We start from the raw sequence: 24,963 nt of genomic DNA, 5'->3' as shown, positions 1-24,963 counted from the left end.
ATGATCTCGTCGAAATTGCGGCCGGTCGTCATCGGATAGGTCATCATCAATTTGATCTTCTTGTCGGGGCCGATGATGAAGACGGAGCGCACCGTGGCATTGGTCGCGGCGGTCCGTCCTTCCGACGTGCCGGCCTCTGCGGCCGGCAGCATGTTGTAGAGCTTCGCGACCGTGAGGTCGGTATCGCCGATCATCGGGTAGTTAACGGCAGCGCCTTGCGTTTCCTCGATGTCAGCGGCCCATTTGCTGTGGTTTTCCACGGGGTCGACGGACAGCCCGATGAGCTTGGCATTGCGCTTGGTGAATTCCGGCTCGATCCTGGCCATGTATCCCAGCTCGGTCGTGCACACCGGCGTAAAATCCTTGGGATGAGAAAAAAGTATGGCCCACTGGTCGCCGATCCATTGATGGAAATTGACGGTTCCCTGAGTGGTTTTCGCCGTGAAATCCGGCGCGGTATCATTGATTCGCAGCGACATTTTGCTCTCCCGAAACTGGATCTGGTGCGTTGAGCTTAGAGTATTATGGCCTCGCGTGGAATCGTCGGACGCCCCGGAAGGGCACGAAATTGCGCGCCCTCCCGCCGGAGGCGTCCGCCCGGCAAAGCGTGGCAGCGATCAGCTCGGCGCGGTTGACACGTGAAGCGCCGCCCGCCGGCGGACGCCGGCCCGCGTGCCGCCGACGACCGCGAGGGAGAGAAACGCGGCGGCGATCAAATAGAGGGCGGGAATGAGGTCGCTCCCGGTGGCGTGGATCATCCAGGTGATGGTGAGCGGCGAGAAACCACCGAAGATTGTGACCACGACATTGTAGGAGATGGCCATGCCGGTGGACCTCACCGAGACCGGAAAGAGCGAGGCGAGCATGCCCGGCGCCAGGCCGGCGAGCAGGCCGAACAGAGTGAGGGCAACGAGCTGAGCCTCGAGCAGGCGGGTGAAGCTGGGCCCGGCGAGGACGTAAGCGAACAAAGGATAGGAGACCAGGGCGGTGACCGCCGTCAGGCAGAAAAACATCCGGTAAGCCCCGACCCGGTCGGCGAGCCAGCCGCCCAGCATGCAGATGAAAATATCGAGCGCCGAGGTCAGCACGACGCCGAACAGATCCTCCCAGAGCGGGAGGTGCAACTCGCGGACGACATAAACCGGCAGATAATTATTCCACACATAGGTGTTCGCCGTGCCGACGATGACGAGGCCGAACGCGCACACCAGCGGAACGCCGAAGCGCGACAGAACGGTGCGCACCGGGGCCTTCACCAGATCGGGCGTGGCGTCCTGCAAATGCTGAAATTCCGGGGATTCCGCCAAGCGGTAGCGGATATAGAAACCGAACGGGCCGACCAGCGCGCCGATCAGGAAGGGCAGGCGCCAGGCCCAGGCATGGATGGTGGCGGGCGGGAAGGCCGTAATCACCAACAGTCCGATCCCCGCGGCGAAGACACGGCCAACCGCCTGCGCGGACATCTGGAAACTGCCGAACAGCATGCGCCGATTCTCCGGCACATATTCGACGAGCAGGGCGGTTGCGCTGGCGAACTCGCCGCCGATCGAAATGCCCTGGACGATGCGCCCGGCAATGACGATCAGCGGCGCGGCGATGCCGATGGTCGCGTAGGAGGGGGTGAGGCCCAGGGTCAGGGTGCCGAACGCCATCATGCCGATCAGCAACGAAAGCGCCCGGCGTCTTCCATGCCGGTCGGCATAGGCGCCGAGCACGATGCCGCCGACCGGCCGCACCACGAAACCGATCGCGAAGGTGGCGAAGGTGAGCATGATGGACAGGAAGGAAGAGGTTGGGAAGAAGGCCCGCGAAATCATCGTGGCGAAATAGCCGTAGGAGACGAAATCGAACCATTCGAGGCCGTTGCCGATCACGGAAGCGATGACCACCTTCCGGAGGGCGGATTTCGCGACCGGGTTTTGCGAAGCTGTCGTTCTAGCAATGCGATCCAATTACGTCTCCAATTTCAGCCGCCCGGGTAGGGTAGGAAAGGGAGGATAAGGAAAAGGTTATTTTTTGTGAACAAAAAGTAGCAAAAAACTCTGTTTGTTCTGGTTTGTGCTGATTTCGTAGGCATGGGGTTAATTTAACGGCATGATTGCGTCGCTTCTGATTGAAATGGCGTCATTTTTCTTCCTTGCGGCCTGTGTGCCTACCCGGCGGCGCGGGCTCCGGGGGCATAAAAATTGCCGACCATCTCCCCGAACGGGCCATGATTGGCGGTGCCGGTGGGGGGCATGACGGAATGGCGGATCGGGAGTCTTGGAAAGACCAGTTCCGCGAAGCGGTAGGCCTCTTCCAGATGCGGATAGCCCGAGAGAATGAAATGGTCGATGCCGAGTTCCATATATTCGTGGATTCGCGCCGCCACCTGGTCCGGGTTGCCGACCAAAGCGGTGCCGGCGCCGCCCCGCACCAGCCCGACCCCGGCCCAGAGATTGGGTGAAACCTCCAGCCGCTCGCGGGAACCGCCATGGAGCGCCGCCATGCGCTGCTGCCCTACCGAATCCATGCCGGCAAAGCGCTGCTGCGCTTTGGCGATGGTTGCATCGTCGACATGGCGGATCAGATCCTCCGCCGCTTCCCAGGCCGCCTGCGTGGTTTCCCGCACGATCACATGCAGCCGGATGCCGAAATTCAGCCGGCGCCCGCGCGCCTCCGCCGCCTGCGCCACGCGGCGGAGCTTTTCCGCGACCAGGGCAGGGGGTTCGCCCCAGGTCAGATAGGTGTCGACCAATTCGGCCGCGACATCGATGCCGGACTCCGAGGAGCCGCCGAAAAACAGTTTCGGGTGCGGGCTCTGCACCGCGGGAAACAGGATTTTTCCGTTTTCGATGCGCAAATGTTCGCCGGTATAATCGACCGTCTCGCCGTTCAGGAGCGATTTCCAAATCTTCAGGAATTCCCGGGTGATTTCATAACGGGCATCGTGGCCGAGAAAGATGCCGTCGCCGGTATTCTCGGACGGGTCGCCGCCGGTGACGATGTTGATCAACAACCTGCCGCCGGAGATGCGGTCGAACGTTGCGGCCATTCGGGCGGCGAGCGACGGGTTGAGCAGGCCGGGCCTAAACGCGATGAGATAGCGGAGCGTGTCGGTCAGCGGCACCAGCGACGAGGCGACCACCCAGCTATCCTCGCAGCTGCGGCCGGTGGGGATCAGAACGCCATAATAGCCGAGCCTGTCCGCCGCGCGTGCGACCTGCGAAAGATACGCGTGATCCACGTCGCGGGCGCCGATCTGCGTGCCGAGATAACGGCCATCGCCATGCGTCGGCAAAAACCAAAGAATATTCGCATCATTTGCAGGTTGCAGGGACATTCATGTTCTCCTCAAGCGTTCCAGGCGGCGTTGGAAACATCGATTCGGTTGGGAATCAGGCCAAGCTTGAAAAACGCATCGGCGATTTTCTGTTGCCCGACGAAAATCTCAGGAGTGAGCCCGTACACGCCATATTTCTGGCGATCGAACCAGGTTTTCAGCACCGGGGCGGGCAGGCCGATTTGCGGCGCGATATCCGCCGCCGACTCGGCGATATGCTGCGCCTCCCAGGCTTCCACTTGGTTGATCACGTCGATCGCCGCCTTCAAGGCATCGGGATGGCGCGTGGCAAAATCCCGTGTCGAGGAATAGAAAGCGCGGTTCGGCATCAAGCCGGTGCCATCGGTGAGCACCTGCGCGCCGGCCGCCTGCGCTCCGGCATAATACGGGTCCCAGATCGACCAGGCATCGACATCGCCGCTGCTCAAGGCCGCGCGTGCATTGGGCGGCTGCAGAAATATTTTCGTGACCTGCTGATAAGGCACACCGGCCGTGGCGAGGGCGGCGGCGAGCAGATAATGCGCGCTCGAGCCCTTGGCGACGGCGACTTTTTTGCCGGCGAGGTCATGCACCGAGCGCAGCTGGCTTCCGGCCGGTTTCAAGATCGCGACGGCGCGCGGGCTCGGATTGGTCGCGGCCACATAGACGATTGGCGCGCCGGCCGCCTGGGCAAAAATCATGGGCGGCTCGCCGGTGAATCCGAAATTCACGGCGCCGGCATTGAGCGCTTCGAGGAGCGGCGGGCCGGAGGTGAATTCGGCCCAATCCACATCATAACCCAGCCTGTTCAGTTTTTGTTCGAAAACGCCCTTGTTGCGGGCCAGGACGAGGGTAACCGAGGCCTTCTGATAACCGATCCGCAACACGCCTCGTTGCGCTGCCGCGGCATAACGGCGCGTCATCAGCATCGGGGCGGCCAACGAGGCGGTGACAAGAAGAGAACGCTTACGCATGGCTTTGCTCCACACTACCAACAAAATCCAAATTGCATATAAAATCTATATATGCAATAGGATTTAATGGTAATGTGAGGGGTGCCGTGATGCCAATTCTATCCCAGACAATTTCCGCATCGCCGTCTGCCTGGCGTCCACCCGCCGGTTTGCGCCGCGCCGTGGCCCCAATGGCGTTGCTGGCCCTCTGGCAGGCGGTGGCCGCGCTCGGCTTCACCAGCCCGCAAACGATGCCGGCGCCATCGCTGATCCTCGCCAGCCTGTGGCAGTTGATCATGTCCGGCCAGCTCGGCCCGAACCTGCTGGCCTCGCTGTTTCGGGTGTCGGTAGGTCTGGCGGCGGGAATTGCCGCCGGCATCATGCTCGGCCTGGCGGCCGGCCTCAGCCGCTTGGGTGAGGATTTCATCGACCCGACGGTGCAGATGGCGCGCACTTTGCCGCACCTCGCTTTGCTGCCGCTGATGATCCTGTGGTTCGGCATCGGCGAGACGCCGAAAATCGTCATTATCGCCCTCGGCGCCAGTTTCCCCATCTATCTGAATTTGTTCGCGGCGATCCGCGGCACGGACCGCAAATTGTTGGAGGCGGCCGGCATGCTGGGCCTCTCCGCGTGGGAGGTGATCTGGCATGTCGTGCTGCCCTCGGCTCTGCCGAATTTCCTGGTGGGGTTGCGTCAGGCGCTCGGGCTGGCCTGGATCAGCCTGGTCGTGGCCGAGCAGATCAACGCCACCTCCGGCATCGGCTATCTCGTGATGAACGCGCAGGAATTTCTGCAGACCGACGTGATTTTCGACGGTTTGCTGGTTTACGCAGCACTCGGCCTCGCCACCGACCGTCTGGTCCGTAGCCTGGAACGAAGGCTGCTGGCTTGGCGCCCCGCCCTGCTTGCAAATTGAGGGAGAATTTCATGAACGCGATCACCGACGCGGCCGTCCGTGCCTCCAATCTCCCTGAAGCCAGCACTGACTATGCCGTCGAACTGCGCGGCCTGACACGCCGCTTCGGTACGAACGTCATCTTGCAGAATCTCGACCTCAAGATCCGCTCCGGCGCGTTCGTCGCTTTGCTCGGCCGCTCCGGCTCGGGCAAATCCACCTTGCTGCGCACGCTGGCCAGGCTCGACCCGGCGACGGCCGGTACGCTGCGGGCTCCGGCCGCCACGACCGCCGTGTTCCAGGAACCACGGCTGCTGCCATGGAAGCGCGTGTGGCGGAACGTGGCGCTCGGCCTGCGGGTGGCAGCCCCGCGCGAGCGTGCCGAGGCGGCGCTCGACGAGGTCGGGCTCTCGCATCGCCACCAGGCCTGGCCTCTCACTTTGTCAGGCGGCGAGGCGCAACGCGTCGCCTTGGCGCGCGCGCTGGTGCGCGAACCGGAGCTGCTGCTGCTCGACGAACCGTTCGCGGCGCTCGATGCTTTGACGCGGTTGCGCATGCAGCTTCTGGTCAGCGCCTTGTGGCAGGCGCATCGCCCCGCCGTGCTGCTGGTGACGCATGATGTCGACGAAGCCCTGCGCCTCGCCGACAGGGTTTTGCTCCTCGACCAAGGACGGATCGCACTGGATATCGACGTCGATGCGCCCCGGCCACGCCACCATGACGGCGCCGCATTCATGGCGCAACGCGCGATGTTGTTGGCGGCGCTTGGCGTTGTGGAGTGAAGGAAGAAAGCAGGCGCTTTTTGAAAAAAGCGCCGCAAAAACTTTTGTTATGCTGGGCCATGGGCTGTGTCGCCGAAAACGCCCATGGCCCAGAGTCATAAAGTTTTTTTGCTACTTTTTGTTCACAAAAAGTAGTTCTTATTTTCCTTGCCTTAATTGATTCGTGCCAGCCAATTCAAAACACCCCGATCCGGCCTGGCATTCATGGCATGCCGCAGATCGGCGGAGATGCCCTGAAAATCGGGATGTTTTGATAAATCGAGGTCGGAGATCGCGAAATCGGCATTGCCCTGTGGCGTAAACACGTAGATCAGCGACGAGTGAACGACGACGTATTTCTCGGGGTCCGGAGAGGGATGTACGGCGAACACGACGCGGTAGCGCCGCGCGAGGCGGTAGAGCTGGTCGGCGTTTCCGCGGAGCCCGATGAAGTGCGGATCAAAAAGCGCCAGGTATTGCTTGAGAAGAGGCAATGTATCCCGGTTCGGGTCGACCGTGACGAAGAGCAATACGACATTCTTCGTATCGGCTTTGAGCAGGTTGAAGATCGTTTTGACTTTGTAGAGCGTGTCGGGGCAGACATCCGGGCAGTTGGTATAGCCGAAATACAGCATCACGACTTTGCCGCGGAAATCCTGCTGCGTGGCGATCCCGCCGGTGGCGGTGTCGTGCATTGTGAATGCGAGCGGCGGCACCAAACCGCGGACGCTGATATCGCCGGGCGCGAGGCGTCCGCCGGGCGCCTGGCTGGCCGAAGCCGGAAAAGCCAAGGCCAGCAGGGCCATCAGGCACCATGGGCCGAGCCGGATGCCGCGCATGTTTTGCTCCTCCCCGTAGCCGGGCGCGCCATTGTGGCGCGTCCCGGCACGATCTGATGATGTTCAGCCTCTATTCGGCAAGCGAAGCATGCAGTACGTCAAGATGCGTGTCGGAAATTTCGTGCTGAACGACGAACATGTAGGACGCCGCCGAGACGAGCGAGATCACGGCACCGACCACGAGAGCGATGACGAAGGAGCCGCTATGCTGCACGATCAGCCCGGTCACGGTCGGTGCGAGCGCGCCGCCCAGATAGCCCCCGAAATTCATCATCGCGCCGACCGACGCGGTGAGGTTCGGCGGCACGGCCACCGAACTCAACGCCCAGGAACAGGTGCTGGTGACATAGAGCAGGAAGATCGCCGCCGAGATGCAGGCGATGGCGAGCATGTTGCTCTGCACATAGGCCGCCGCGATGGTAAAACAGGCGGTGCCGACCAACGCAAGCGCGGCGGGGATCTTGCGGCTGTTCAGCGCGGTTTGCCCGGCGCGGATCAGGCGGTCGGCGCTGTAGCCGCCGGCCATCGATCCGGCGATGCCCCACGCGAACGGAATCGCCGCGGCGATACCGGTATATTTCACGCTCATGTGGCGTTGGATCTCGAGATAGCCGGGCAGCCAGGCCATGTAGATCCACGTCATGTAAATGCAGCCGAAATAGCCGATGATCATGCCCCAGGTGGTGCGGAACCGGAACAGCATCTTCCATTCGCGGAACGTCACCGGGCTGCGCCGCGTCGCCGGGTCGCCTTCGGTGCAATAGGCGATTTCCTCGTCCGTAAGCGCGACCTGCGAGGGGTTGCGGTAGCGCACGAACCAGATTGCCGCGACGATAAGGCCCACCACGCCCATGATGATGAACATCCAGCGCCACCCGAAAGCGAGCATGAGGGCTGTGAGCAGCGGCACGCCGAGCGCGGTGCCGAGCGGCCCGGCGCTGTTCCAGATGCCGGACGCCAGCCCACGGTTTCGCGGATTGAACCAATCCCGTGTCACCCGCGTCGCGGTCGGGAATTGCGGCGCTTCGCCGGCGCCGAGGAAGAGGCGGGCGACATAGAAACCGCCGAAGCTTGAGACCAGACCGCTCGCGACCTGGGCGAGCGACCAAAGCGAAAGTCCGGCGGTGAGCAGCACGCGGGGGCGGAATCGGTCCACCAGCGCGCCGGAGGGCAGTTGGGCAAAGGCGTAGGCCCAGAGGAAGGCCGAAAGCAGATAGCCCATATCCGCGATCGACAGGCCCAGATCGTGGCGGATGAGCGGATTGCCGACCGCCAGGGTGGCGCGATCGATATAGTTGATCGCGCCGGCGATCAACAGCATGGTCAGCGCGCTGCGCTGAATTTTTTGCACCCTTTTGGGCGTTGGTGCTGGCTGTGACATTGTTTCCCCATTTTATTGTTGTTGGAACTTTCTTGACCGTCACGGCGGATCGCATTGTTTCCACCCCGGATTCGCCTGTCAGCGTATTATTCCTGGCGTACCCCCGCGTTTCATTGGCTCCCGGCGACTCCCGCGCAACGCGGAGGGCTTAAGGAGAGACCCCTCCTTAACATAATCTCGTTGGCGGGGAGCATTTTTTATGGCTTTGCACCAGGCATTGGTTGATGCGGCGCACAATGCATCGTGCGCCTATTGGGCGGCGTCGCCGTGGGATGAGGGCTCCAGGCCGACAATGTGCACGTTCTCGATGGCCTGCGGCAGGTTGCCGACAGCGTAACGCAACCGGGCGATCTGCCCGTCGCTCAGCTGGACGGTGGCGAGGCACGCACCATCGCCTGGCCCGAATGTCATGACAGACGTGACGGTGATGTTCGCCCGCTCGAGCGCTGGAATGGAATCGCTCGCCGCCCGAAGGACATCCAGCGCGAGAGGGGTGAGGAGGCAAATCACGGCGGTCCCCCTTTGGCACGATTTCACCGTTCAGGGAAAGATGCGCCAGCGGCGGCACACCGCCGCCTGGAGGCGAAGTTTGCACTGGTATCGCCTCATTTTGGCGTCAAAATCGTCTCTCGCGCCGGCCAGAAATAGCTGCTGCACCGCATAATTTAAAAATTGTGCAATAGAATCAGCCGGTATGAGATTGTATTGATGCCCCCCGAAGCCGAGCGGTTCGATCGCCGGTGTTTGGCATGCGGAGGCAGGGTAGGGTATGACTAACATGACGCCATGGCATCAGCCTGAGTTGTGCAAGCCCATTGCGCGTGCGGCGACCCGTTGCCTCTTTGAAGGCGGATATTCATGAAAAATATTCCGATCATTGGGAAAATTCTTGCGATACTCGTCGCTTTTGGCGTCTTTGTCATCGCGATTTCCTTCTATACGGCCAGCGGCATGCGGCTGATCGCCAACCGTTACACGCATCTGAACGATCACCAGGCGGGGGCCGCTCTTTACCTGGCGCGCAGCAGCGAAAGTCTCGCCACCATCCGCGCCAGCATCGCGGAGTTCATGATTTCGACGATGGATGCGAGCAACCAGCAGGATCTCGCCGCCATCAACGTGAATGAACAGAATTTCGGCAATGACATGGAGAAGGCCGCTGCGCTGGATCCGGCGGATGCCGCCGCGATTCGGGCGCTGAAGCGGCGCGACACGCAGAGCATCGACAATAGCTGCCTGAACGCCGTCAACCAGGGTTTGAACGCCATGGATGATCCCTCGATGCTGAGCGCGCAAACCGTATTCCTCAAGGAATGCTCGCCGATTTTCCCCGGCCTCACGCGCGGCATCGCGGTGGAGGCGAATCACATCGCCGCCGAGGTCACCGCCGATGAGACCGCGCTGCGGGGACAGACCGGAGGCACCATCAAGGCCACCTTCCTGGCGATTTTCGTCGGGCTCCTGCTGATCATGTTGTCAGCCACCTTCGCCGTGCGCGCCTGGGTCACCGCGCCGGTGAGGCGGTTGCAAACCGTGATGGGCAGATTGTCCGGTGGCGATCTGCAAGCCAAGGTCGACGGCGCCGAACGGAAGGATGAAATCGGCGGGATGGCCCGCGCGGTTCAGCTCTTCAAGGATGCGGGCCTTGAGAAGATCCGCCTGGAGGGGGAGGCGGAGGAGGAGCGTGCGCAGGCGGAAGCGGAACGTCGGCGCCACGAGGCGGAGCGCGGCGCAGCGGCGGCGCAGGTGGCCTTGGTGGTCGAGGCGCTGGCGGCGGGCCTGGAACGGCTTGCCGACGGCGATTTGCTGTTCCGTCTCGGGACCTCGTTCAGCCATGAATACGAGGTGTTGCGCACCGACTTCAACGCGGCGACAGACCAGCTGCGGGAAACGATGCGGGCGATTGCGGCCAACACTGCGGGCGTGCAAGCGGGCGCGGACGATATGAGTCAGGCCGTCGACGATTTGTCGCGGCGGACCGAGCAGCAGGCTGCGAGCCTGCAGGAGACCGCCGCCACGTTGGATCAGATCACCGCGACTGTGCGCAAGACGGCCGAAAACGCGCACGAGGCGCACATGGCGGTGGTGGCGGCCAAGGAAGATGCGGAACAATCCAATGGCGTGCTGCGCGAAACCGTGATGGCGATGACCGAGATCGAGGCGTCGGCGAAGCAGATCGGCACGGTCATCGGCGTGATCGACGACATCGCTTTCCAGACCAATCTTTTGGCCTTGAATGCGAGCGTGGAAGCCGCGCGGGCCGGCGATGCGGGGCGCGGCTTCGCCGTGGTCGCAAGCGAGGTGCGCGCGCTCGCCCAACGTTCCGCGACGGCGGCCAAAGAGATTAAGGCGTTGATCTCAGCCTCAGGCCGCGGCGTGGATGCGGGGGTGCGGCTGGTGAACCAGACCGGCATCGCCTTGGAGCGCATCGTCGCGCATGTCGGGCGGTTGAACGAGCTGGTGAACGATATTGCCGCGGCCACGCGAGAACAGGCAACCGGGCTCGGCCAGGTCAACGGCGCGGTCAGCCAGATCGACCAAGTGACGGGGCAGAATGCCGCGATGGTCGGAAAATCGACCGAAGCCAGCCTGGATCTGGCCGCCAAAGCCGCGGAACTGGCCAGCCTGGTCGAGCGGTTCCAGATCGGCAAGCGCGCGAAACGGGAAGTTGCGGTGCCCCGGAAAGCTGAGCTGTTGTCATTCGCTCCGAGCCCGGCGCCGTTCGGTGCCGAGTAGACGCCACGGGCCGTTCAAACGGCCTCTATGCGTTTAAGTGTCGGCAAGATCTTGGGAGTCGCACGACACGGCTTGCCGAAAGATCGGCCTCTTTTGTTCGATATACAAATTATTTGTCCTTGGAAAATTTACCTTATTCAAGGGGAAAACATCACGCATTATCTCTTTGGCGCATAGTATAAATGCGTGGTTTTTAATTGGGTTGTTTTCAAGTTTAAAGGCTGGAACTTGAATTTTTCATTGACGCATAGGCTTTCGTGGCTAAATAGGAGGCCGGCAAAAACGATCTGAAAGTTGTCATGAAAATTTTGGTTCGGGGCGTCGTGGGCCTCTTGGCGGTCGGCGTTTGCGGCGTCGCGGCTGCTCTCTTGTTCATTGATTCCGGCATTTACGATGTGACGGCAATGACGCCTCATACACGCCTGGTCGCCTGGGCTGTACATCAGACCTATCAACACGCGATGGAAAGAGATTCAGCGGGCATCACAGTGCCGGCCGATCTGGAAACCGCCGCCAACGTGCAAGCCGGCGCGCATCTTTACCTCGCGACGTGTGCGATGTGTCATGGTGCGCCGGGCATGCCGCCGGGCCCGCTGCGGCGGGGCATTAATCCGTCCGCCCCGTTCCTGCTCGCGGCCACCCGTAAGAACCAACCGAACCAGATGTTCTGGGTCATCAAGAATGGCGTCAAAATGACCGGCATGGCGGCTTTCGGGAAGAGCATGACGGATCAACAGATCTGGGACCTCGCGGCATTCCTGCAGAAAGGGCGCGGCATTTCGGCGGCGGATTATGCCAAGCTGAATTAAGCCACAATGTGGTGCCGCTTTGGCTTGAAAAAGCGGCGGCTCCTTGGCTAGCTGGCTATAAAATCGCTGACCCAGCCGATGATCGTCGGCGCGATCAGGCCGATGATCACCCCGGCAACCAAAGCCCCGGCGATATAGAGCCTCTGACGCATCAGGGGTGCCGGCCTGGCGACGATCTCGGCGAGCTTCTGTCGTTCTAAGCCCAGGAACTTTGCTGCCGAGAGGGCATCCGCAGCCGCCGAACTGAGCGTCGTTGTGCTGTAGCCCAGCCGCATCAACGCTTCGTTCTGTTTGTCGGTATGTTTGTCGACTTTGTCCTTCAGCTCCCGGAGCGCTGCGGCCAGATCGGTTTGATCGTGGGGCGCCAGTTCGCCGAAAGCTTCGATTCTCTGTTCTGTCATCGTGTCACCGGCCAATTCTCGCATTCACGCCGGAAAACCAGGCTTCACAAACGGCGACTCGGACCATCATGAAGCTCGGTCGGGCGCTACTATAAGTTGTAAACTTGTGCGGCAATGACACTTATTCGGTGCGTTATGTCAAGTAGCCTGCCCGATAATCGGTCGGCTTGCACCGCGATCAGGTGCCCGACGCAGGCGGTAATTGCCGGCCGCGCGGCAGGCATCTAAACGAAGGATCAGACACTTCGGCGAAGATCGATGGGTGGTGGAAATGGACGAACGGTTGCGGATCGATCGAGCGGCGTGCCGTGAGCTTTCGACCGGACCGTGGCTTTACCGGCGGCCGGCGGCACACGAAATTGTCGAACTGGCGATGGTTCGGGGGGCGGAGGTGGCGTTGCCGACGCACTTCCATGACGAGGATCAGATCACCTTCGTCCTGTCCGGCCGGCGGCGTTTTCGTGTCGATGACGAACTCATCGCGCTTTGCCCGGGGCAGGGACTCTTCATTACTGCCGGCACGCCGCACAGTTCCCTGCCGGAACCCGATGGCGTCGTTTGCTTCAATGCCTATCTGGGCGCGGGGGTGAGCGCGCTCTCCGGCCTGGTCGAGGACATGGCACGCCATTGGGCGCGGGATGGGCGCTTTTCTCTGGCGGCCCTCAAGGGGCTGGTTCGCGCGCACCGGCAAGGCGTGGCGGGTGGGGGCGGCCCACCCCGGATGGTTTTGCCCTTCGACGCGCATGGCACGATCCGGGAGGCGGCGGAACAGGCCCGTATGAGCCGCGAGGGATTTTCCCGCCGCTTTCGCCGCACCCGCGGCGTTACGCCAAGTCAGTTCCGGTCGCTCATGAAGCTCAATCAGGCGCGGCTTCTGCTGCGCGCCGGCCTGCCTCTCGCGGCGGCGGCCGCCGAGGCCGGCTTTGCCGATCAAAGCCATCTCGGCCGTTGTTTTCGGCGCGCCTTCGGGGTCACGCCAGGCGTTTATCGGGCGGGGTGGGAGCGATCACATCCGTTCCAGACAGGGAGTTGGTCCGGCTTTTAGAGTCAGGGGCGTTGTTTGGAGCCAACCATGCCATCTGCCCTTGATTTTACCCGCTATCTGCTCGTGATCGGCGCCGGGACGAGCCTTGCCCTGCAACAGGTGGTGAACGCGAAGCTGCGCACCACGCTCGGCTCTCCCTGGTGGGCCGGGTTCGCCAGCTATCTTGTCGGCATGCTGGTGATGCTGGCGCTCGCGTCGCTGGCGCCGGGGCCGCGCCTGTCGCTCGCCGCGGTGTCGCGCACCACCTTGCCGGTATGGAGCGGCGGCCTTTTCGGCGCGATCTTCATCATCACGGCCATCCTGAACGTCCCGCGTTTCGGCGCGGCGACCGTTCTCGCTCTTGTCGTCGTCGGGCAGATGATCGGTTCGCTGGCCTTCGACCAGTTCGGGTTGCTCGGGCTGCCGCAACAACCTGTGAGCCTGGCCCGCCTTGTCGGGGCCGGGTTGTTGATCGTTGGTGTCGTCATGGTCCGCAGCTAAGGCCCGTGCCGCTCGGGCGCCTCAGGCCCAGCGTAAACAAAAGTTTTTGCGGCGCTTTTTTCAAAAAGCGCCCGCTTTCTTGCTTGGAACGTCCACCCCCTAGCGTGCTATTATTCATGGCACATCGAGCCCATGCGGCGCGACAGACCGCATGGCTGGAGGATCCGTGCCATGCATATACGCAATCCCATCGAATGGGCCGTGGCGCAGCTTGAAACCCCTTCCATCCTTGGCAGCGCGCCGCCCGAGGCCTATTGGCCGGCGACGCGGCAGGAAGGCGCGCCGGAAGTGCAGCAAATCACCCTGGCGGATCTGCGGGAGTCGGTGCGGCGGGGCCTGCATGATTTCGCCGCCGGCCGTGCCGACTGGATGTTTCTCTGGCTGATCTACCCGATCCTTGGCTTGTTCATCGCCCTCACCGAGGCCCGAGGGGGCTGGTTGCCGCTGTTGTTCCCCACGGCCGCGGGCTTTGCGCTGATCGGGCCGTTTTGCGCGGTCGGCCTCTACGAGATGAGCCGGCAGCGTGAGATCACCGGCAAGCTCAACTGGCTCGACACGTTCAACGTGCTGCGCTCGCCCTCGATCGGCGCGATCGCCGGCTTGGGCCTGTGTCTCATCGCCGTGTTCCTGGCCTGGCTGCTGGTGGCGCAGGAGATTTACGACGTGACTCTGGGGCCGGCGCCGCCCGCCTCGGCGTGGCGGTTCATGCAAGATTTGTTCACGACGCCGGCGGGCTGGGCGATGATCGGCATGGGCTGGGTCGTGGGCGTGATCTTCGCGGTCGGCGCCCTGGCGATCAGCGTGGTGTCGTTTCCCTTGCTGCTGGACCGGCCGGTCGGGCTGGTGACCGCGATCGCGACGTCGGTGATGGCGGTGCGGCGCAACCCGGTCCCGCTCGGCTTATGGGGGGTGCTGGTGGTGGTCGCTCTGCTGCTCGGCGCGGTGCCGTGTTTCATCGGGCTGGTCGTGGTCCTGCCCGTCCTCGGTCACGCCACCTGGCATTTATACCGAAGGATCGTCCGGCCGCCGGCAATACAGGTTTAGCGCTCGCCGGAGCGGCGCCTCGAAGGGCGTCGCCGGCAGAGGCGTGCAAAGACGATGGCCACCAACATTGTAACGAATGATTTTAGAGTGCCCGTCTGGGGTGACAATTCTGTCCTATTTATGATAACGGTACGGAACGGTCAGAAAAGCTTGAGGGAATATCATGTCGGAAAACCTGAGCAGAAAATTCATAACAACTTGAAAATTAAGATAAATTTTTGTGATGCGCCGCGTCGATCATAGTTTGTAAATCTTTCTGTCAGGTTGAATTGACTATATTTCTTTACGCCACCAGTGAGTCGCGCAAGCCGTGCGGGAGCGCGAAGCTGTGACGTGGCTGGTCCGTATCGCCCTCTCGCGCCCTTACACTTTTATTGTTCTGGCGATCGTCATCCTGATCCTCGGACCGCTGGCAGCGATTAACACACCCACAGACATTTTTCCGAGCATCCGCGTCCCGGTGATCGGCGTCGCCTGGACCTACACCAACCTGTCGCCGGACCAGATGGCGGCGCGGATCATCACGCCCTATGAGCGCGTGATCTCCACGACGGTGAACAATGTCGAGCATGTCGAGAGCGAGTCGCTGCCCGGCATGGGCATCGTCAAAATCTATTTTCAGCCGAACGTCGATATTCGCACCGCCACCGCCCAGGTCACATCGATCTCGCAAACGATCCTGCGGCAGATGCCGCCGGGCACGACGCCGCCGCTGATTTTGAACTACGACGCCTCGACCGTGCCGGTGATTCAGGTGGTGACGTCGAGCAAGACGCTCAACGAGCAGCAGATCCTCGACCTCACGCAAAATTTCATGCGGCCCTCGCTCAGCACGATCGCGGGCACCGCCATTCCCTATGCCTATGGCGGCAAGGTGCGCCAGATCCAGGTCGATCTCAATCCGCAGGAGCTGCAGGCGCGGGGCTTGTCCGCCCAGGATGTGCAGAACGCCATCACCGATCAGAACCAGATTTTGCCCGCCGGCACGGTCAAGATCGGTTCGCTCCAATACACGGTGAATCTGAACGATGCGGCGCCGACCATCGCGGCGCTCAACAATCTGCCGATCAAGACGGTCAATGGCGCCACGATCTATGTGCGGGATGTGGCCAATGTGCGCGACGGCGCGCCGCCGCAGCAGAATATCGTGCATGTCGACGGCCAAAGGGCGGTCCTGACATCGATTTTGAAGACGGGATCAGGGTCCACCCTCGCCGTCGTCCAGGGCGTGAAGGATTTGTTGCCGTCCATCGAGGCGACAATGCCGCCCGGCTTCAACATCAGCACCATCAATGACCAGTCGCTCTTCGTGAAAGCCGCCGTGTCCGGCGTGATTCGCGAGGGTGTGATCGCCGCGGCCCTGACCAGCCTGATGATTCTGGTGTTTCTGGGCAGCTGGCGCTCGACGCTGATCATCGCCACGTCCATTCCTTTGTCGATTCTCTGTTCCGTGACGGCGCTTTCCGCGATCGGGCAGACCTTGAATATCATGACGCTGGGCGGCCTTGCCCTGGCGGTTGGCATTCTGGTGGACGACGGCACGGTCACCATCGAAAATATCAACTGGCACCTGGAGCAAGGCAAGGACGTCAGAACCGCGATTCTCGACGGCGCCCAGCAGATCGTCACGCCCGCCTTCGTGTCCCTGCTGTGCATCTGCATCGTGTTCGTGCCGATGTTCTTGCTGAAGGGCGTGGCGGGCTATCTGTTCGCCCCCATGGCGGAAGCCGTGGTGTTCGCGATGATCGCCTCGTTCTGTTTGTCGCGCACGCTCGTCCCCACGCTGGCGATGTATCTGCTCAAGCCGCATGACCTGGCGCATGCAGGCGCCGACGGACAAACCCACGGGGCTTTGAGTTTTTTCGCGTGGTTCCGGAAGGCATTCGAACAGCGTTTCGAGCGGCTTCGCGAGGGCTACCGCAACCTGCTGGCGATGGCGCTCGCGCATCGCAAAATCTTCGTTCCGGCTTTCATCGCGGTCGCGCTCGGCTCCTTGGCGCTGGTGCCGTTCCTGGGTGAGAATTTTTTCCCCTCCGTCGATTCCGGGGAGATCGCGTTGCATGTCCGTCCCCCGGTCGGCATGCGCATCGAAGATGCGTCGGCCGTGTTCGGCGAGGTCGAACAGCGGATCCGTCAGGTCGTTCCGCCGGCGGAGCTCGGTTCGATCGTCGACAATATCGGCCTGCCGACCAGCTCGATCAACACGATCTATAACAATTCGGGGCTGATCGGTTACCAGGACGGCGATATTTTCGTCAGCCTGAAAGCGGATCACCGGCCGACAGCCGGCTATGTGAGGCAGTTGCGCAAGATCCTGCCGGTGGCGTTTCCGGGCACGACCTTCTCTTTTCTGCCGCCCGATATCATCAGCCAGATCCTGAATTTCGGCTCCCCCGCGCCGTTGGATGTGCAAATTGTCGGGCAGCGTCTGGCGGCCAATCAGGCCTTCGCGGTCAAGCTGGTGCGGCAGATGAGCCGGATTCCCGGCATTGCGGATGTGCGGATCCAGCAATCGGCGGATAATCCGCAGCTCAATGTCAATGTTAGCCGCTCGCGGATCGACCAGTTCGGGCTGACCGAACTCAACGTGACCAACAGCGTCGCGACCGCCCTGGCCGGCACGGGGCAGACGGCGCCGGCCTATTGGCTGGACCAGACGAGCGGCGTGGAATACCCCATCGTCGTGCAGGCGCCCGAATACCGGGTCGACAGCCTGTCCGACCTTGAAAACCTGCCGATCACCGGTTCCGGGCAGCCGGGTGCTTTCCAGGTCCTGGGCGGTGTGGCGCATATCAGCCGCACGCAATCCGATGCCGTGGTGGACCATTACAATATCGCGCCGGTGATCGATATTTTCGCCACGACCCAGGGCCGTGACCTGGGCGGCGTCGCCGCGGATGTGCAGGCTGTGGTGAACCAGGCGAAAAAGGATCTGCCGCGCGGATCGCAGATCGTGATTCGGGGGCAGGTCGCCACCATGCACACCGCCTTTACCGGGCTGCTGCTGGGATTGCTCGGCGCGATCGTGATGATCTACCTGCTGATCGTCGTGAATTTCCAGTCCTGGCTCGATCCGTTCGTGATCATCACGGCATTGCCGGCGGCGTTGGCGGGCATCGTGTGGATGCTGTTTACCACCCATACCACGCTGTCCGTCCCCGCCCTGACCGGCGCGATCATGTGCATGGGCGTGGCTACGGCAAACTCGATCCTGGTGGTGAGTTTCGCCCGCGAGCGCCTGGCGGCCGGCAGCAGCGCCGCGGTGGCGGCGGTCGAAGCCGGCGTCACGCGTTTCCGTCCGGTGCTCATGACCGCACTGGCGATGATCATCGGCATGTCGCCGATGGCGCTGGGGCTGGGGGAGGGCGGCGAGCAGAACGCGCCGCTCGGCCGCGCCGTGATCGGCGGCCTGATTTTCGCCACCTGTGCGACCTTGATGTTCGTACCTGTGGTCTTCAGCATCGTGCATGGCCGTTCGGGCCACGCCGACACATCATCCAACAAGGGTCTTTCCCACAAGGAAGAGACCAGCGGAGGTGCTCATGCCTGAGCCGGATGCTCTGCGCTATACGATGCCGAAACGGCTGAAGCTGTTCGGCGCCGTGATTTTGCTGTTAGCCATCTGCATTGTCGCGATCGGTCTGCTGGACCGGTCGCACGCCAGCCAGCAGCTCGCGGCGGCCACTTCGGCGGAAGCCGTTCCAACCGTCAATATCGTTCAACCAAGCTCAAGCGGCCAACGCGTCCTGGTGCTCCCCGGCAATATACGCGCTTTTTACGAGGCGCCGATTTTTGCTCAGGTGAGCGGATATCTGCAGAGTTGGTCTGCCGATATCGGCACGCGGGTGAAAGCCGGGCAGCTCCTGGCGGACATCAGCACGCCGGATCTCGATCAGCAATTGCTGCAGGCCCGGGCCGATTTGCAGGTGGCGTCGGCCAATGAGCAGCTCGCTTCGGTGACCGCGAAGCGCTGGGATGCGCTGCTGGCGCGGGACGCGGTGTCGCAGCAGGATGCCGATGACCGCAACGGCGATCTGCAGGCCAAGATCGCCCAGGTTACGGCGGCCCAGGCGAATGTCCATCGCTTGGAGGCCATGGAGGCGTTCAAGCGAATCGTCGCGCCGTTCGATGGCGTCGTCACGAGCCGCGCGACCGATATCGGCCAGCTTATTTCCGTGGGAAGCCCCACGCAGCAGCCGTTATTCACGGTGGATGACGAGCGCCGGCTGCGCGTCTATGTGAGCGTGCCGCAATATTATACGGCGGATATAAAGCCCGGCATGCAGGCAAGCTTTACGGTTCCGCAATATCCACGCAAAATGTTTCACGCGACTTTGACATCGACGGCCGATGCCATCGCGACCGGCAGCGGCACATTGCTGGTCCAGTTTCAAATGGACAATACCGGCGGGCTGCTGCGGCCAGGCGACTATGCCCAGGTGCACATCGCCCTGTCCGACAATGATCCCGCGATCACGGTGCCGGCCAGCGCCCTGTTGTTCCGTGATTCCGGCATGGAGGTGGCGGTGTTGGGGCCGCACAATCATGTCGTGATCCGTCCGGTCTCGCTCGGGCGGGATTTTGGCGCCACGGTCGAGGTTGCCGACGGTTTGCACCCCGATGACTGGGTGATCGCCAATCCGCCGGATACGCTCGAGGCGGGCGACTTGGTTCAAGCCGTGAAGCTTAAATCTCAAGGCATGTCGGGCGGCAATGGCAGGTGACTTCAGATGGGGAGCGGTGGCTTTGCTGGTCACGCTCGCGGGTTGTTCACTGGCCCCGAACTACGTGCCGCCGTCGCTAACGACGCCGGTCGCTTACACCAACATGGGGCCATGGACGCCCGCCAGCCCGGCTGACACCAAATCACGTGGCGCGTGGTGGCTTATTTACGACGATGCCACTTTGTCGCGGCTTGAGACGGAGCTGGATGCCAGCAATCCGACGCTCGCGATCGCGCTGTCGCGCTACGATCAGGCGCAGCAGGCTGTGAACCAGGCAGAAGCGGCTGAGTATCCCCAGATCGACGTTTTCGCCAGCGGCACGCAGAACCGCCAGTCGGACCACCGGCCGCTTCGCGTCAATGGCCCTGATTATTACGAAAATGATTTGCTGCAGGGATCGTTTTCCTACGAGCTCGACCTGTGGGGCCGTGTGCGCAATACCGTGGCGGCCGGCAAGGATGAAGCCCAGGCCACCAAAGATGACGCCGCCTCGGTGCAGCTCAGCCTGGAGGCGACCCTTGCCGATGCCTACTTCAATTTGCGCGGGCTGGATGCGCAGGAGGCTCTGCTGACGAAAACCGTCGCGGCCTATGCGCGTGCTCTGCAACTGACGCAAGCGCAGCATGGCGGTGGCATCGTCTCCGGCCTCGATGTGGGCCAGGCCCAGACGCAATATGACACGGCGCAAGCACAATTGACGGACGTCATCGCGGCCCGGGCCTTGTTTCAGAACGCGATTGCCAGCCTCGTCGGGGTGCCGGCGCCGTCATTTTCGCTTCCCCCCAATTCCGCTTTGCCGTTGCCCCCTGCGATCCCGGTGGCGGCGCCCTCCGTTTTGCTGGAGCGGCGCCCGGATGTCGCCGCGGCGGAACGGCGCGCCGCGGAAGCGAACGCGCAAATCGGCGTCGCCCGGGCGGCGTTTTTCCCGACGGTGAGCATCGATGCGTCCGGCGGCTTTGAGAGTGACGGCGGCGGGGTGAATTTATTGAACCTCTCGAACAGCATGTGGTCGCTCGGCCCCTCGCTGGCGCTGACGGTCTTCGACGGCGGATTTCGCAAGGCGGCGGTGAAAATCGCGGTCGACCAGTTCAACCAGGCGAGCGAGGCGTATCGGGCGACCGCTTTGACGGCATTCCAGGAGGTCGAGAACGAACTGGCGCTCTGCAACGATCTGGCGGTGGAAGCCGCACAACAGAACGCCGCTGTCGCCGCGGCGGACCACACATTGAGCCTCTCGCTGGACTTATACACCGAAGGGGCCGTCACCTATCTCAACGTGGTGACGTCGCAAACCGCCGATCTCGACGCCCAGAGCGCGGCATTGGCGGTCGCCACCAGGCGCCTTGTCAGCAGCGTCGATCTGGTCAGGGCTTTGGGCGGCGGGTGGAAAGGGTAAAGGAAGTAAGGAAGCGCTACTTTTTGTGAACAAAAAGTAGTTTTTCGTCAGTTTGGCCCGTGCCGTTTCATCGCCACAGGCCCAGCGTAAACAAAAAGTTTTTTGCGCCGCTTTTTTTTCAAAAAAGCGGCTTCTTTCCTTCACTCTCCTAAGGTGAAACCGTAAATTTGAAGCTTCCCTGCGTATGGTGCGTATCCACGGCCACGGCGTGCCAGGTTACGCTGTAGGTGCCGGGCGCGGTGATGTGCAGTGGCACTGACATCTCGTTGCGGTGTCCGGGCACTGCCTGAGGCTTGCCGTTCACCACCGTGCCGGTCGCGCTCGTCACGGTCACAGCGCAGAACGGGACCTCCAGCCCCTCCGTATAAGTCATCAGCAACTGGGCGGGTGCGGTGGCGACGATGCTGCCGACGCCTGGATCCGCCTTCAGCAGGAAGGCGTGGGCGAAAGCGGGCGACAAGCCGGCCAGGCTCGCCAGCAGGACAGAGGCGGTGAAGAGTTTCATAGCGCTGTTCCGATCAGGGGTTTGCCGATGGAGTTGGGGAACATGTCGTCGAAATAGGATCATCGATGAGCAAGGTGTTCACGAAGACCCGGGCACCGGCCACCGCATGCGCATTGGCTTGGGAGCAGATCGCCGCTGTAAGAATCACAGCGGGGACAATGACGCGTACTTTAAACCACGGATCCAAACTTGTTTACTTCCCGGCCTCTTCCACGGAGGCTTACACCCAACATTCCCACATGGGAATGTTGGGTGTAAGTTTTTATGCAAAAAATATTGCGGTGCCGCACCTGGCTACTGATCTTTCGGAGCTATTGGCAGCGACGAAATAATCGGGCATGCATCGCGCGCGCAACGCAAGATTGTGCGGCGCTCTCGTCAACCGCAGGAGGATTTCACCATGTATCTTAAACGAATTGCGACGCTCGCCGGCATTGGCGCCCTCTTCTCTGCCGGTCTGGCGCTCGCCGCCACGCTGCCGGCCAATATTGAGACGATGCAAACCAAAATTGGCACGGTTTACGCCACCACCGGCGGCAAGACCGTTTATGAGTTCAAGAAGGACAGCCCGCATTCGCATTCGTCCGCCTGCTATGCCGGCTGCGCGGCCTTGTGGCCGCCGGTGGCCGCCCCGGCCGGTTTCGTGCCTGCTGCCCCCTGGGGCGTCGTGGCCCGCCATGACGGCACGCCGCGCCAGCTCACCTACAAGGGTTATCCGCTCTATACCTGGAGCAAGGATGCCAAACCGGGCGACGTCACCGGCCAAGGCGTGAAAGACTTCTGGCGCGCGGCCCGGCCCGGCGCCGCGGCGTCCTGGGCGCCCGCCAAGTAACGAAGGCCGGTACAGCCACGCGGGCCCGTGCTGCTTCGGCGCCACGGGCCCGTATGCGCACAAGTTTTGCGCCGCTCTTGGCCGAAACCGCGGCGCCGCTCTTGCGCCGTTAGGCGTGCTCCTGGCCGGCGCCTAACAGGCCGATACCGACGATCAGCAAGGCGAAAACCGGCCCGGCCAAGAACAGATCCTGGCGATGCAGGAGCGCGCCGAGCCCAAGGCAGGCCATTAACACCAGCACGCCCGCTTCGCTGGCGAGGGCCACCCAAAAACAAATACGATCCCGTGGACGCAGAGACATCAAGCTGTCCTTTCTTTGTGCAGTAAAAATCATACGCCCCCCGGCATCGCCGCAAAGAAGCCGTGACACATTGCAGGCATGTCAAATCCGCTGTCATAAAGCATGAAATATAGTTCAACGCGGTCTATCGGCGGCGCCACGGGATGAGGCCGGGCGCGCACACCGGGACCGGGCGCAACCTCCGGCTGGACACGATTTGAAAATTCCCGCATGTTTCGCGGGCAAATCGAAGAATGATACAAAAATGGTCAGAGGCGAAGCTGAGCAAACGGGTGGGGACGAGGCCGGGCTTGCCCGCCCCGGCGGCCGCGAGCCGCGGCCGGTCAAAACCATCGTGATCATCGACGATTCCGAATCTAACATCAAAGTCTTTTCGAAACTCTCGGAAGTTGCCTGCCCGGACGCCGTGGTCAAAGCCTTTTCCAATCCGCTGGCGGCGCTTGACTGGCTGGAAGAGCGGGAAGCGTCGCTCATCGTCGCCGACTATAAAATGCCGGGGATGACGGGCGCCGACCTGACGCGCGAGGTCCGGCTTCGGCCGCTTTGCGCGGAAACGCCCGTGATCATCGTGACCGCTTATCACGACAGGAATTTCCGCGTTGAAGCGCTGGAGGCCGGCGCGACCGATTTCCTGTTGAGCCCGATCGATTTCAGCGAATTCCAGGCGCGTGTCCGCAATCTGCTCAAGCTCGGCAGCCGGCAGATCGTCGCGCGTGAACGGGCGCGGGTTCTGGAGCAGGCGCTGCTGCAAAGCCGGTATTTGCGCGATCAGGCGCTTCGCGACAGCCATGCGCAGCTGTCCCAGGTGATCGACACCATTCCGGCGCTGATCAGCGCGGTCGACCGCGACGGCACGAGCATTTTCAGCAATGCCTATCAGGCGCAGCTGCTCGGGCCCTCATGGCGCCGCGCCATCGATGAGCGCGACCATCAGGTGCTCGACGCCGGCGAAGCGGTGGCCAGTTACGAGGAACAGATCACCGACCAGAGCGGGCAAGAGCGCACGTTCCTGACCACCAAATCCCCGTTGCGGTCGCAAGACGGGACGGTGATGGCCGTTCTGACCACATCGTTGGACATCAGCGACCGCAAGCGGGCGGAGCAGGAGCGGCTCTTTCTGGCCGAGCATGATCATTTGACGGCGTTGCCGAACCGTCATTATCTGAATCATTGGCTGACGCGGGAGATCGACGCCGCCGGCGCGACCCGGCGCCCCTTCGCGCTGTATCATATCGATCTCGACCGGTTTAAATATATCAATGACGGGCTGGGCCATCATTTCGGCGACCAGCTGTTGCAGGAGGTCGGCAAGCGGCTGCGGCAGACGGTGCGCAACGACGATGTCGTCATCCGGATCGGCGGGGACGAATTCGCGATACTTCAGCTCGGGGTGAAGACCCTGGAAGAGGCCATCCCCTTTGCCGAGCGCATCAAGCAGCTGCTCAAGGAACCCTTCGCCATTACGGGGCGGGAAATCGCGACGAGTGCGAGCGTCGGCGTGACGATCTATCCCTGGGACGGGAAGAGTGCCCAGGAATTGTTGCGCAATGCCGATCTGGCCATGTACCGCGTGAAGGCGAAGGCGCGGGGGCAGGAGGGAACGGAAAGTTTCACCCAATCCATGTTTTCCGAGGTGCGCAACGAGATTCGCCTGCGCGACCAGCTGCGTGGCGCCCTCGAGCGCGAAGAATTCGTCCTGCATTATCAGCCGCAACTCGATCTCAACACCGGCGCCATTGTCGGCGCCGAGGCGCTGATTCGCTGGGCGCCGGCGCAAAGTCCTCTGATCGGCCCGGGCGTGTTCATCCCGCTCGCCGAGGAATGCGACATGATGCGCGCGATCGATATCTGGGTGCTGCGGGAAGCCTGCCGTCAGGCGAAGCTCTGGCGCGCGGCGTGTTCACGGCCGATCAGAATAGCCATCAACCTGTCCACGCAGACATTCCGCGCGCCGAATTTCGGCGCGACGATCATGGCCGCCTTGGCGCAGGAAGAGCTTTCGCCCGCACTTCTGGAGCTGGAGCTGACCGAGGATGTGTGGCTCGGCGCCGGGCGGATCCACCAGGAAATCGAGGCGCTGCGCCGGCTTGGGGTTCGGCTGGCGATCGACGATTTCGGCACCGGTTATTCCTCCTTCGCGCGCCTGTCGAGCCTGCCGATCGACATGATCAAAATCGACCGCTCCTTCATCGCCCATTCCGCCGGCCGCAATAACGCTGAGATCATCAAGGCGGTGGTCAGCCTCGGCCGGGCCCTGGGCGTGGAGATCCTCGCGGAAGGCGCGGAGACGGAATCCCAGTTCGACCTGGTCAGGGAGGCCGGCTGCGACTTCGTGCAAGGGTTCCTGACCGGGCGCCCGATGGCGGCGGCACAGTTCGAGACCGCCATTGTCCAGAGCCAACCGATGCGACATACCGCGCGCGGAGCCATGTCGCACAAAGCGGTGGGCGACGAAGCAGGTGAACCGATCAATGCATGAGCTTCTGAAAGACATTCGCCCGCGCGGGCGGGGCCGCTCTGTTCGCGACGATTTGGCGCTGGTCGTTGTGACGGCCGTTT

General features: G+C 62.3%; 23 protein-coding genes. 13 read left to right on the top strand and 10 right to left on the bottom strand.

What is annotated here, in order from left to right; translation table 11 throughout:
• From VNC39_RS04500 to VNC39_RS04485, 4 genes are all read right to left on the bottom strand, one after another.
• Positions 1 to 479, bottom strand: a 479-nt coding sequence (locus VNC39_RS04500) for a redoxin domain-containing protein (RefSeq protein ID WP_325396606.1), incomplete at its 3' end; no start/stop codon positions are given.
• Between the two features lie 138 nt (positions 480 to 617).
• Positions 618 to 1,952, bottom strand: a complete 1,335-nt coding sequence (locus VNC39_RS04495; protein ID WP_325396604.1) for an MFS transporter — start codon at positions 1,950 to 1,952, stop codon at positions 618 to 620.
• Positions 1,953 to 2,152: 200 nt separating this feature from the next.
• Positions 2,153 to 3,322: an FMNH2-dependent alkanesulfonate monooxygenase gene (gene ssuD / locus VNC39_RS04490; protein ID WP_325396602.1), complete on the bottom strand. Its 1,170-nt coding sequence runs from the start codon at positions 3,320 to 3,322 to the stop codon at positions 2,153 to 2,155.
• A gap of 11 nt (positions 3,323 to 3,333) precedes the next feature.
• On the bottom strand, positions 3,334 to 4,275 hold the full coding sequence (locus VNC39_RS04485) for an aliphatic sulfonate ABC transporter substrate-binding protein (RefSeq protein WP_325396600.1): 942 nt from the start codon (positions 4,273 to 4,275) through the stop codon (positions 3,334 to 3,336).
• A 170-nt stretch (positions 4,276 to 4,445) separates the two neighbouring features.
• Between VNC39_RS04485 and VNC39_RS04480 the strand changes: the two genes are divergently transcribed.
• Together VNC39_RS04480 and VNC39_RS04475 are read left to right on the top strand one after the other, a co-directional pair.
• A complete protein-coding gene (locus tag VNC39_RS04480; RefSeq protein WP_325396598.1) occupies positions 4,446 to 5,171 on the top strand; it encodes an ABC transporter permease in 726 nt (241 codons plus the stop codon).
• Between the two features lie 11 nt (positions 5,172 to 5,182).
• Entirely contained in the window at positions 5,183 to 5,932 is a 750-nt protein-coding gene (locus tag VNC39_RS04475; protein WP_325396596.1) for an ABC transporter ATP-binding protein, read from the top strand.
• Between the two features lie 152 nt (positions 5,933 to 6,084).
• Here the strand turns inward: VNC39_RS04475 and VNC39_RS04470 are convergent, their stop codons facing one another.
• The 3 genes from VNC39_RS04470 to VNC39_RS04460 all read right to left on the bottom strand — a co-directional run bounded on the left by VNC39_RS04470 (position 6,085) and on the right by VNC39_RS04460 (position 8,641).
• On the bottom strand, positions 6,085 to 6,717 hold the full coding sequence (locus VNC39_RS04470; RefSeq protein WP_325396594.1) for an SCO family protein: 633 nt from the start codon (positions 6,715 to 6,717) through the stop codon (positions 6,085 to 6,087).
• A 103-nt stretch (positions 6,718 to 6,820) separates the two neighbouring features.
• Positions 6,821 to 8,101, bottom strand: coding sequence for an MFS transporter (locus VNC39_RS04465; RefSeq protein ID WP_325396592.1), 1,281 nt, complete (start codon positions 8,099 to 8,101; stop codon positions 6,821 to 6,823).
• A gap of 279 nt (positions 8,102 to 8,380) precedes the next feature.
• Complete coding sequence (locus tag VNC39_RS04460; RefSeq protein WP_325396590.1) at positions 8,381 to 8,641, bottom strand: hypothetical protein; 261 nt, start codon at positions 8,639 to 8,641, stop codon at positions 8,381 to 8,383.
• A gap of 348 nt (positions 8,642 to 8,989) precedes the next feature.
• Between VNC39_RS04460 and VNC39_RS04455 the strand changes: the two genes are divergently transcribed.
• Both VNC39_RS04455 and VNC39_RS04450 read left to right on the top strand, forming a co-directional pair.
• Positions 8,990 to 10,867, top strand: a complete 1,878-nt coding sequence (locus VNC39_RS04455) for a methyl-accepting chemotaxis protein (RefSeq protein ID WP_325396588.1) — start codon at positions 8,990 to 8,992, stop codon at positions 10,865 to 10,867.
• Between the two features lie 299 nt (positions 10,868 to 11,166).
• Positions 11,167 to 11,676, top strand: coding sequence for a c-type cytochrome (locus tag VNC39_RS04450; RefSeq protein ID WP_325396586.1), 510 nt, complete (start codon positions 11,167 to 11,169; stop codon positions 11,674 to 11,676).
• Positions 11,677 to 11,723: 47 nt separating this feature from the next.
• Here the strand turns inward: VNC39_RS04450 and VNC39_RS04445 are convergent, their stop codons facing one another.
• Positions 11,724 to 12,101, bottom strand: a complete 378-nt coding sequence (locus VNC39_RS04445; RefSeq protein WP_325396584.1) for a hypothetical protein — start codon at positions 12,099 to 12,101, stop codon at positions 11,724 to 11,726.
• A gap of 247 nt (positions 12,102 to 12,348) precedes the next feature.
• On the opposite strand from VNC39_RS04445, the gene VNC39_RS04440 reads away from it, so the two are divergent.
• From VNC39_RS04440 to VNC39_RS04415, 6 genes are all read left to right on the top strand, one after another.
• Positions 12,349 to 13,122 (top strand): AraC family transcriptional regulator, encoded by a 774-nt coding sequence (locus tag VNC39_RS04440; protein ID WP_325396583.1) that lies wholly within the window; start codon positions 12,349 to 12,351, stop codon positions 13,120 to 13,122.
• A 27-nt stretch (positions 13,123 to 13,149) separates the two neighbouring features.
• Entirely contained in the window at positions 13,150 to 13,602 is a 453-nt protein-coding gene (locus tag VNC39_RS04435) for a DMT family transporter (protein ID WP_325396581.1), read from the top strand.
• A 171-nt stretch (positions 13,603 to 13,773) separates the two neighbouring features.
• On the top strand, positions 13,774 to 14,646 hold the full coding sequence (locus VNC39_RS04430) for a DUF2189 domain-containing protein (RefSeq protein ID WP_325396579.1): 873 nt from the start codon (positions 13,774 to 13,776) through the stop codon (positions 14,644 to 14,646).
• 328 nt (positions 14,647 to 14,974) lie between these two features.
• Positions 14,975 to 18,196, top strand: a complete 3,222-nt coding sequence (locus VNC39_RS04425; protein WP_325396577.1) for an efflux RND transporter permease subunit — start codon at positions 14,975 to 14,977, stop codon at positions 18,194 to 18,196.
• A complete protein-coding gene (locus VNC39_RS04420; protein ID WP_325396575.1) occupies positions 18,189 to 19,370 on the top strand; it encodes an efflux RND transporter periplasmic adaptor subunit in 1,182 nt (393 codons plus the stop codon). Before VNC39_RS04425 ends, VNC39_RS04420 begins: the two co-directional genes overlap by 8 nt.
• Entirely contained in the window at positions 19,360 to 20,766 is a 1,407-nt protein-coding gene (locus VNC39_RS04415) for an efflux transporter outer membrane subunit (RefSeq protein ID WP_325396573.1), read from the top strand. Before VNC39_RS04420 ends, VNC39_RS04415 begins: the two co-directional genes overlap by 11 nt.
• A 148-nt stretch (positions 20,767 to 20,914) precedes the next feature.
• Here the strand turns inward: VNC39_RS04415 and VNC39_RS04410 are convergent, their stop codons facing one another.
• Positions 20,915 to 21,271, bottom strand: coding sequence for a copper resistance CopC family protein (locus VNC39_RS04410; RefSeq protein WP_325396571.1), 357 nt, complete (start codon positions 21,269 to 21,271; stop codon positions 20,915 to 20,917).
• A 65-nt stretch (positions 21,272 to 21,336) separates the two neighbouring features.
• Between VNC39_RS04410 and VNC39_RS04405 the strand changes: the two genes are divergently transcribed.
• Positions 21,337 to 21,603 (top strand): hypothetical protein, encoded by a 267-nt coding sequence (locus VNC39_RS04405; protein WP_325396569.1) that lies wholly within the window; start codon positions 21,337 to 21,339, stop codon positions 21,601 to 21,603.
• A gap of 68 nt (positions 21,604 to 21,671) precedes the next feature.
• Positions 21,672 to 22,103, top strand: coding sequence for a hypothetical protein (locus VNC39_RS04400; protein ID WP_325396567.1), 432 nt, complete (start codon positions 21,672 to 21,674; stop codon positions 22,101 to 22,103).
• Between the two features lie 109 nt (positions 22,104 to 22,212).
• Here the strand turns inward: VNC39_RS04400 and VNC39_RS04395 are convergent, their stop codons facing one another.
• Positions 22,213 to 22,404: a hypothetical protein gene (locus VNC39_RS04395; protein WP_325396566.1), complete on the bottom strand. Its 192-nt coding sequence runs from the start codon at positions 22,402 to 22,404 to the stop codon at positions 22,213 to 22,215.
• Between the two features lie 244 nt (positions 22,405 to 22,648).
• Here VNC39_RS04395 and VNC39_RS04390 point away from each other — a divergent pair, with 244 nt between their 5' ends.
• Entirely contained in the window at positions 22,649 to 24,883 is a 2,235-nt protein-coding gene (locus VNC39_RS04390; protein WP_325396564.1) for a two-component system response regulator, read from the top strand.
• Positions 24,884 to 24,963 lie beyond the last annotated feature (80 nt).

The organism is Acidocella sp. (assembly GCF_035535915.1).
Classification (GTDB): domain Bacteria; phylum Pseudomonadota; class Alphaproteobacteria; order Acetobacterales; family Acetobacteraceae; genus Acidocella.
The sequence above is the reverse complement of the archived record's forward strand: the minus strand, read 5'-3'. Positions and strand labels throughout refer to the sequence as shown.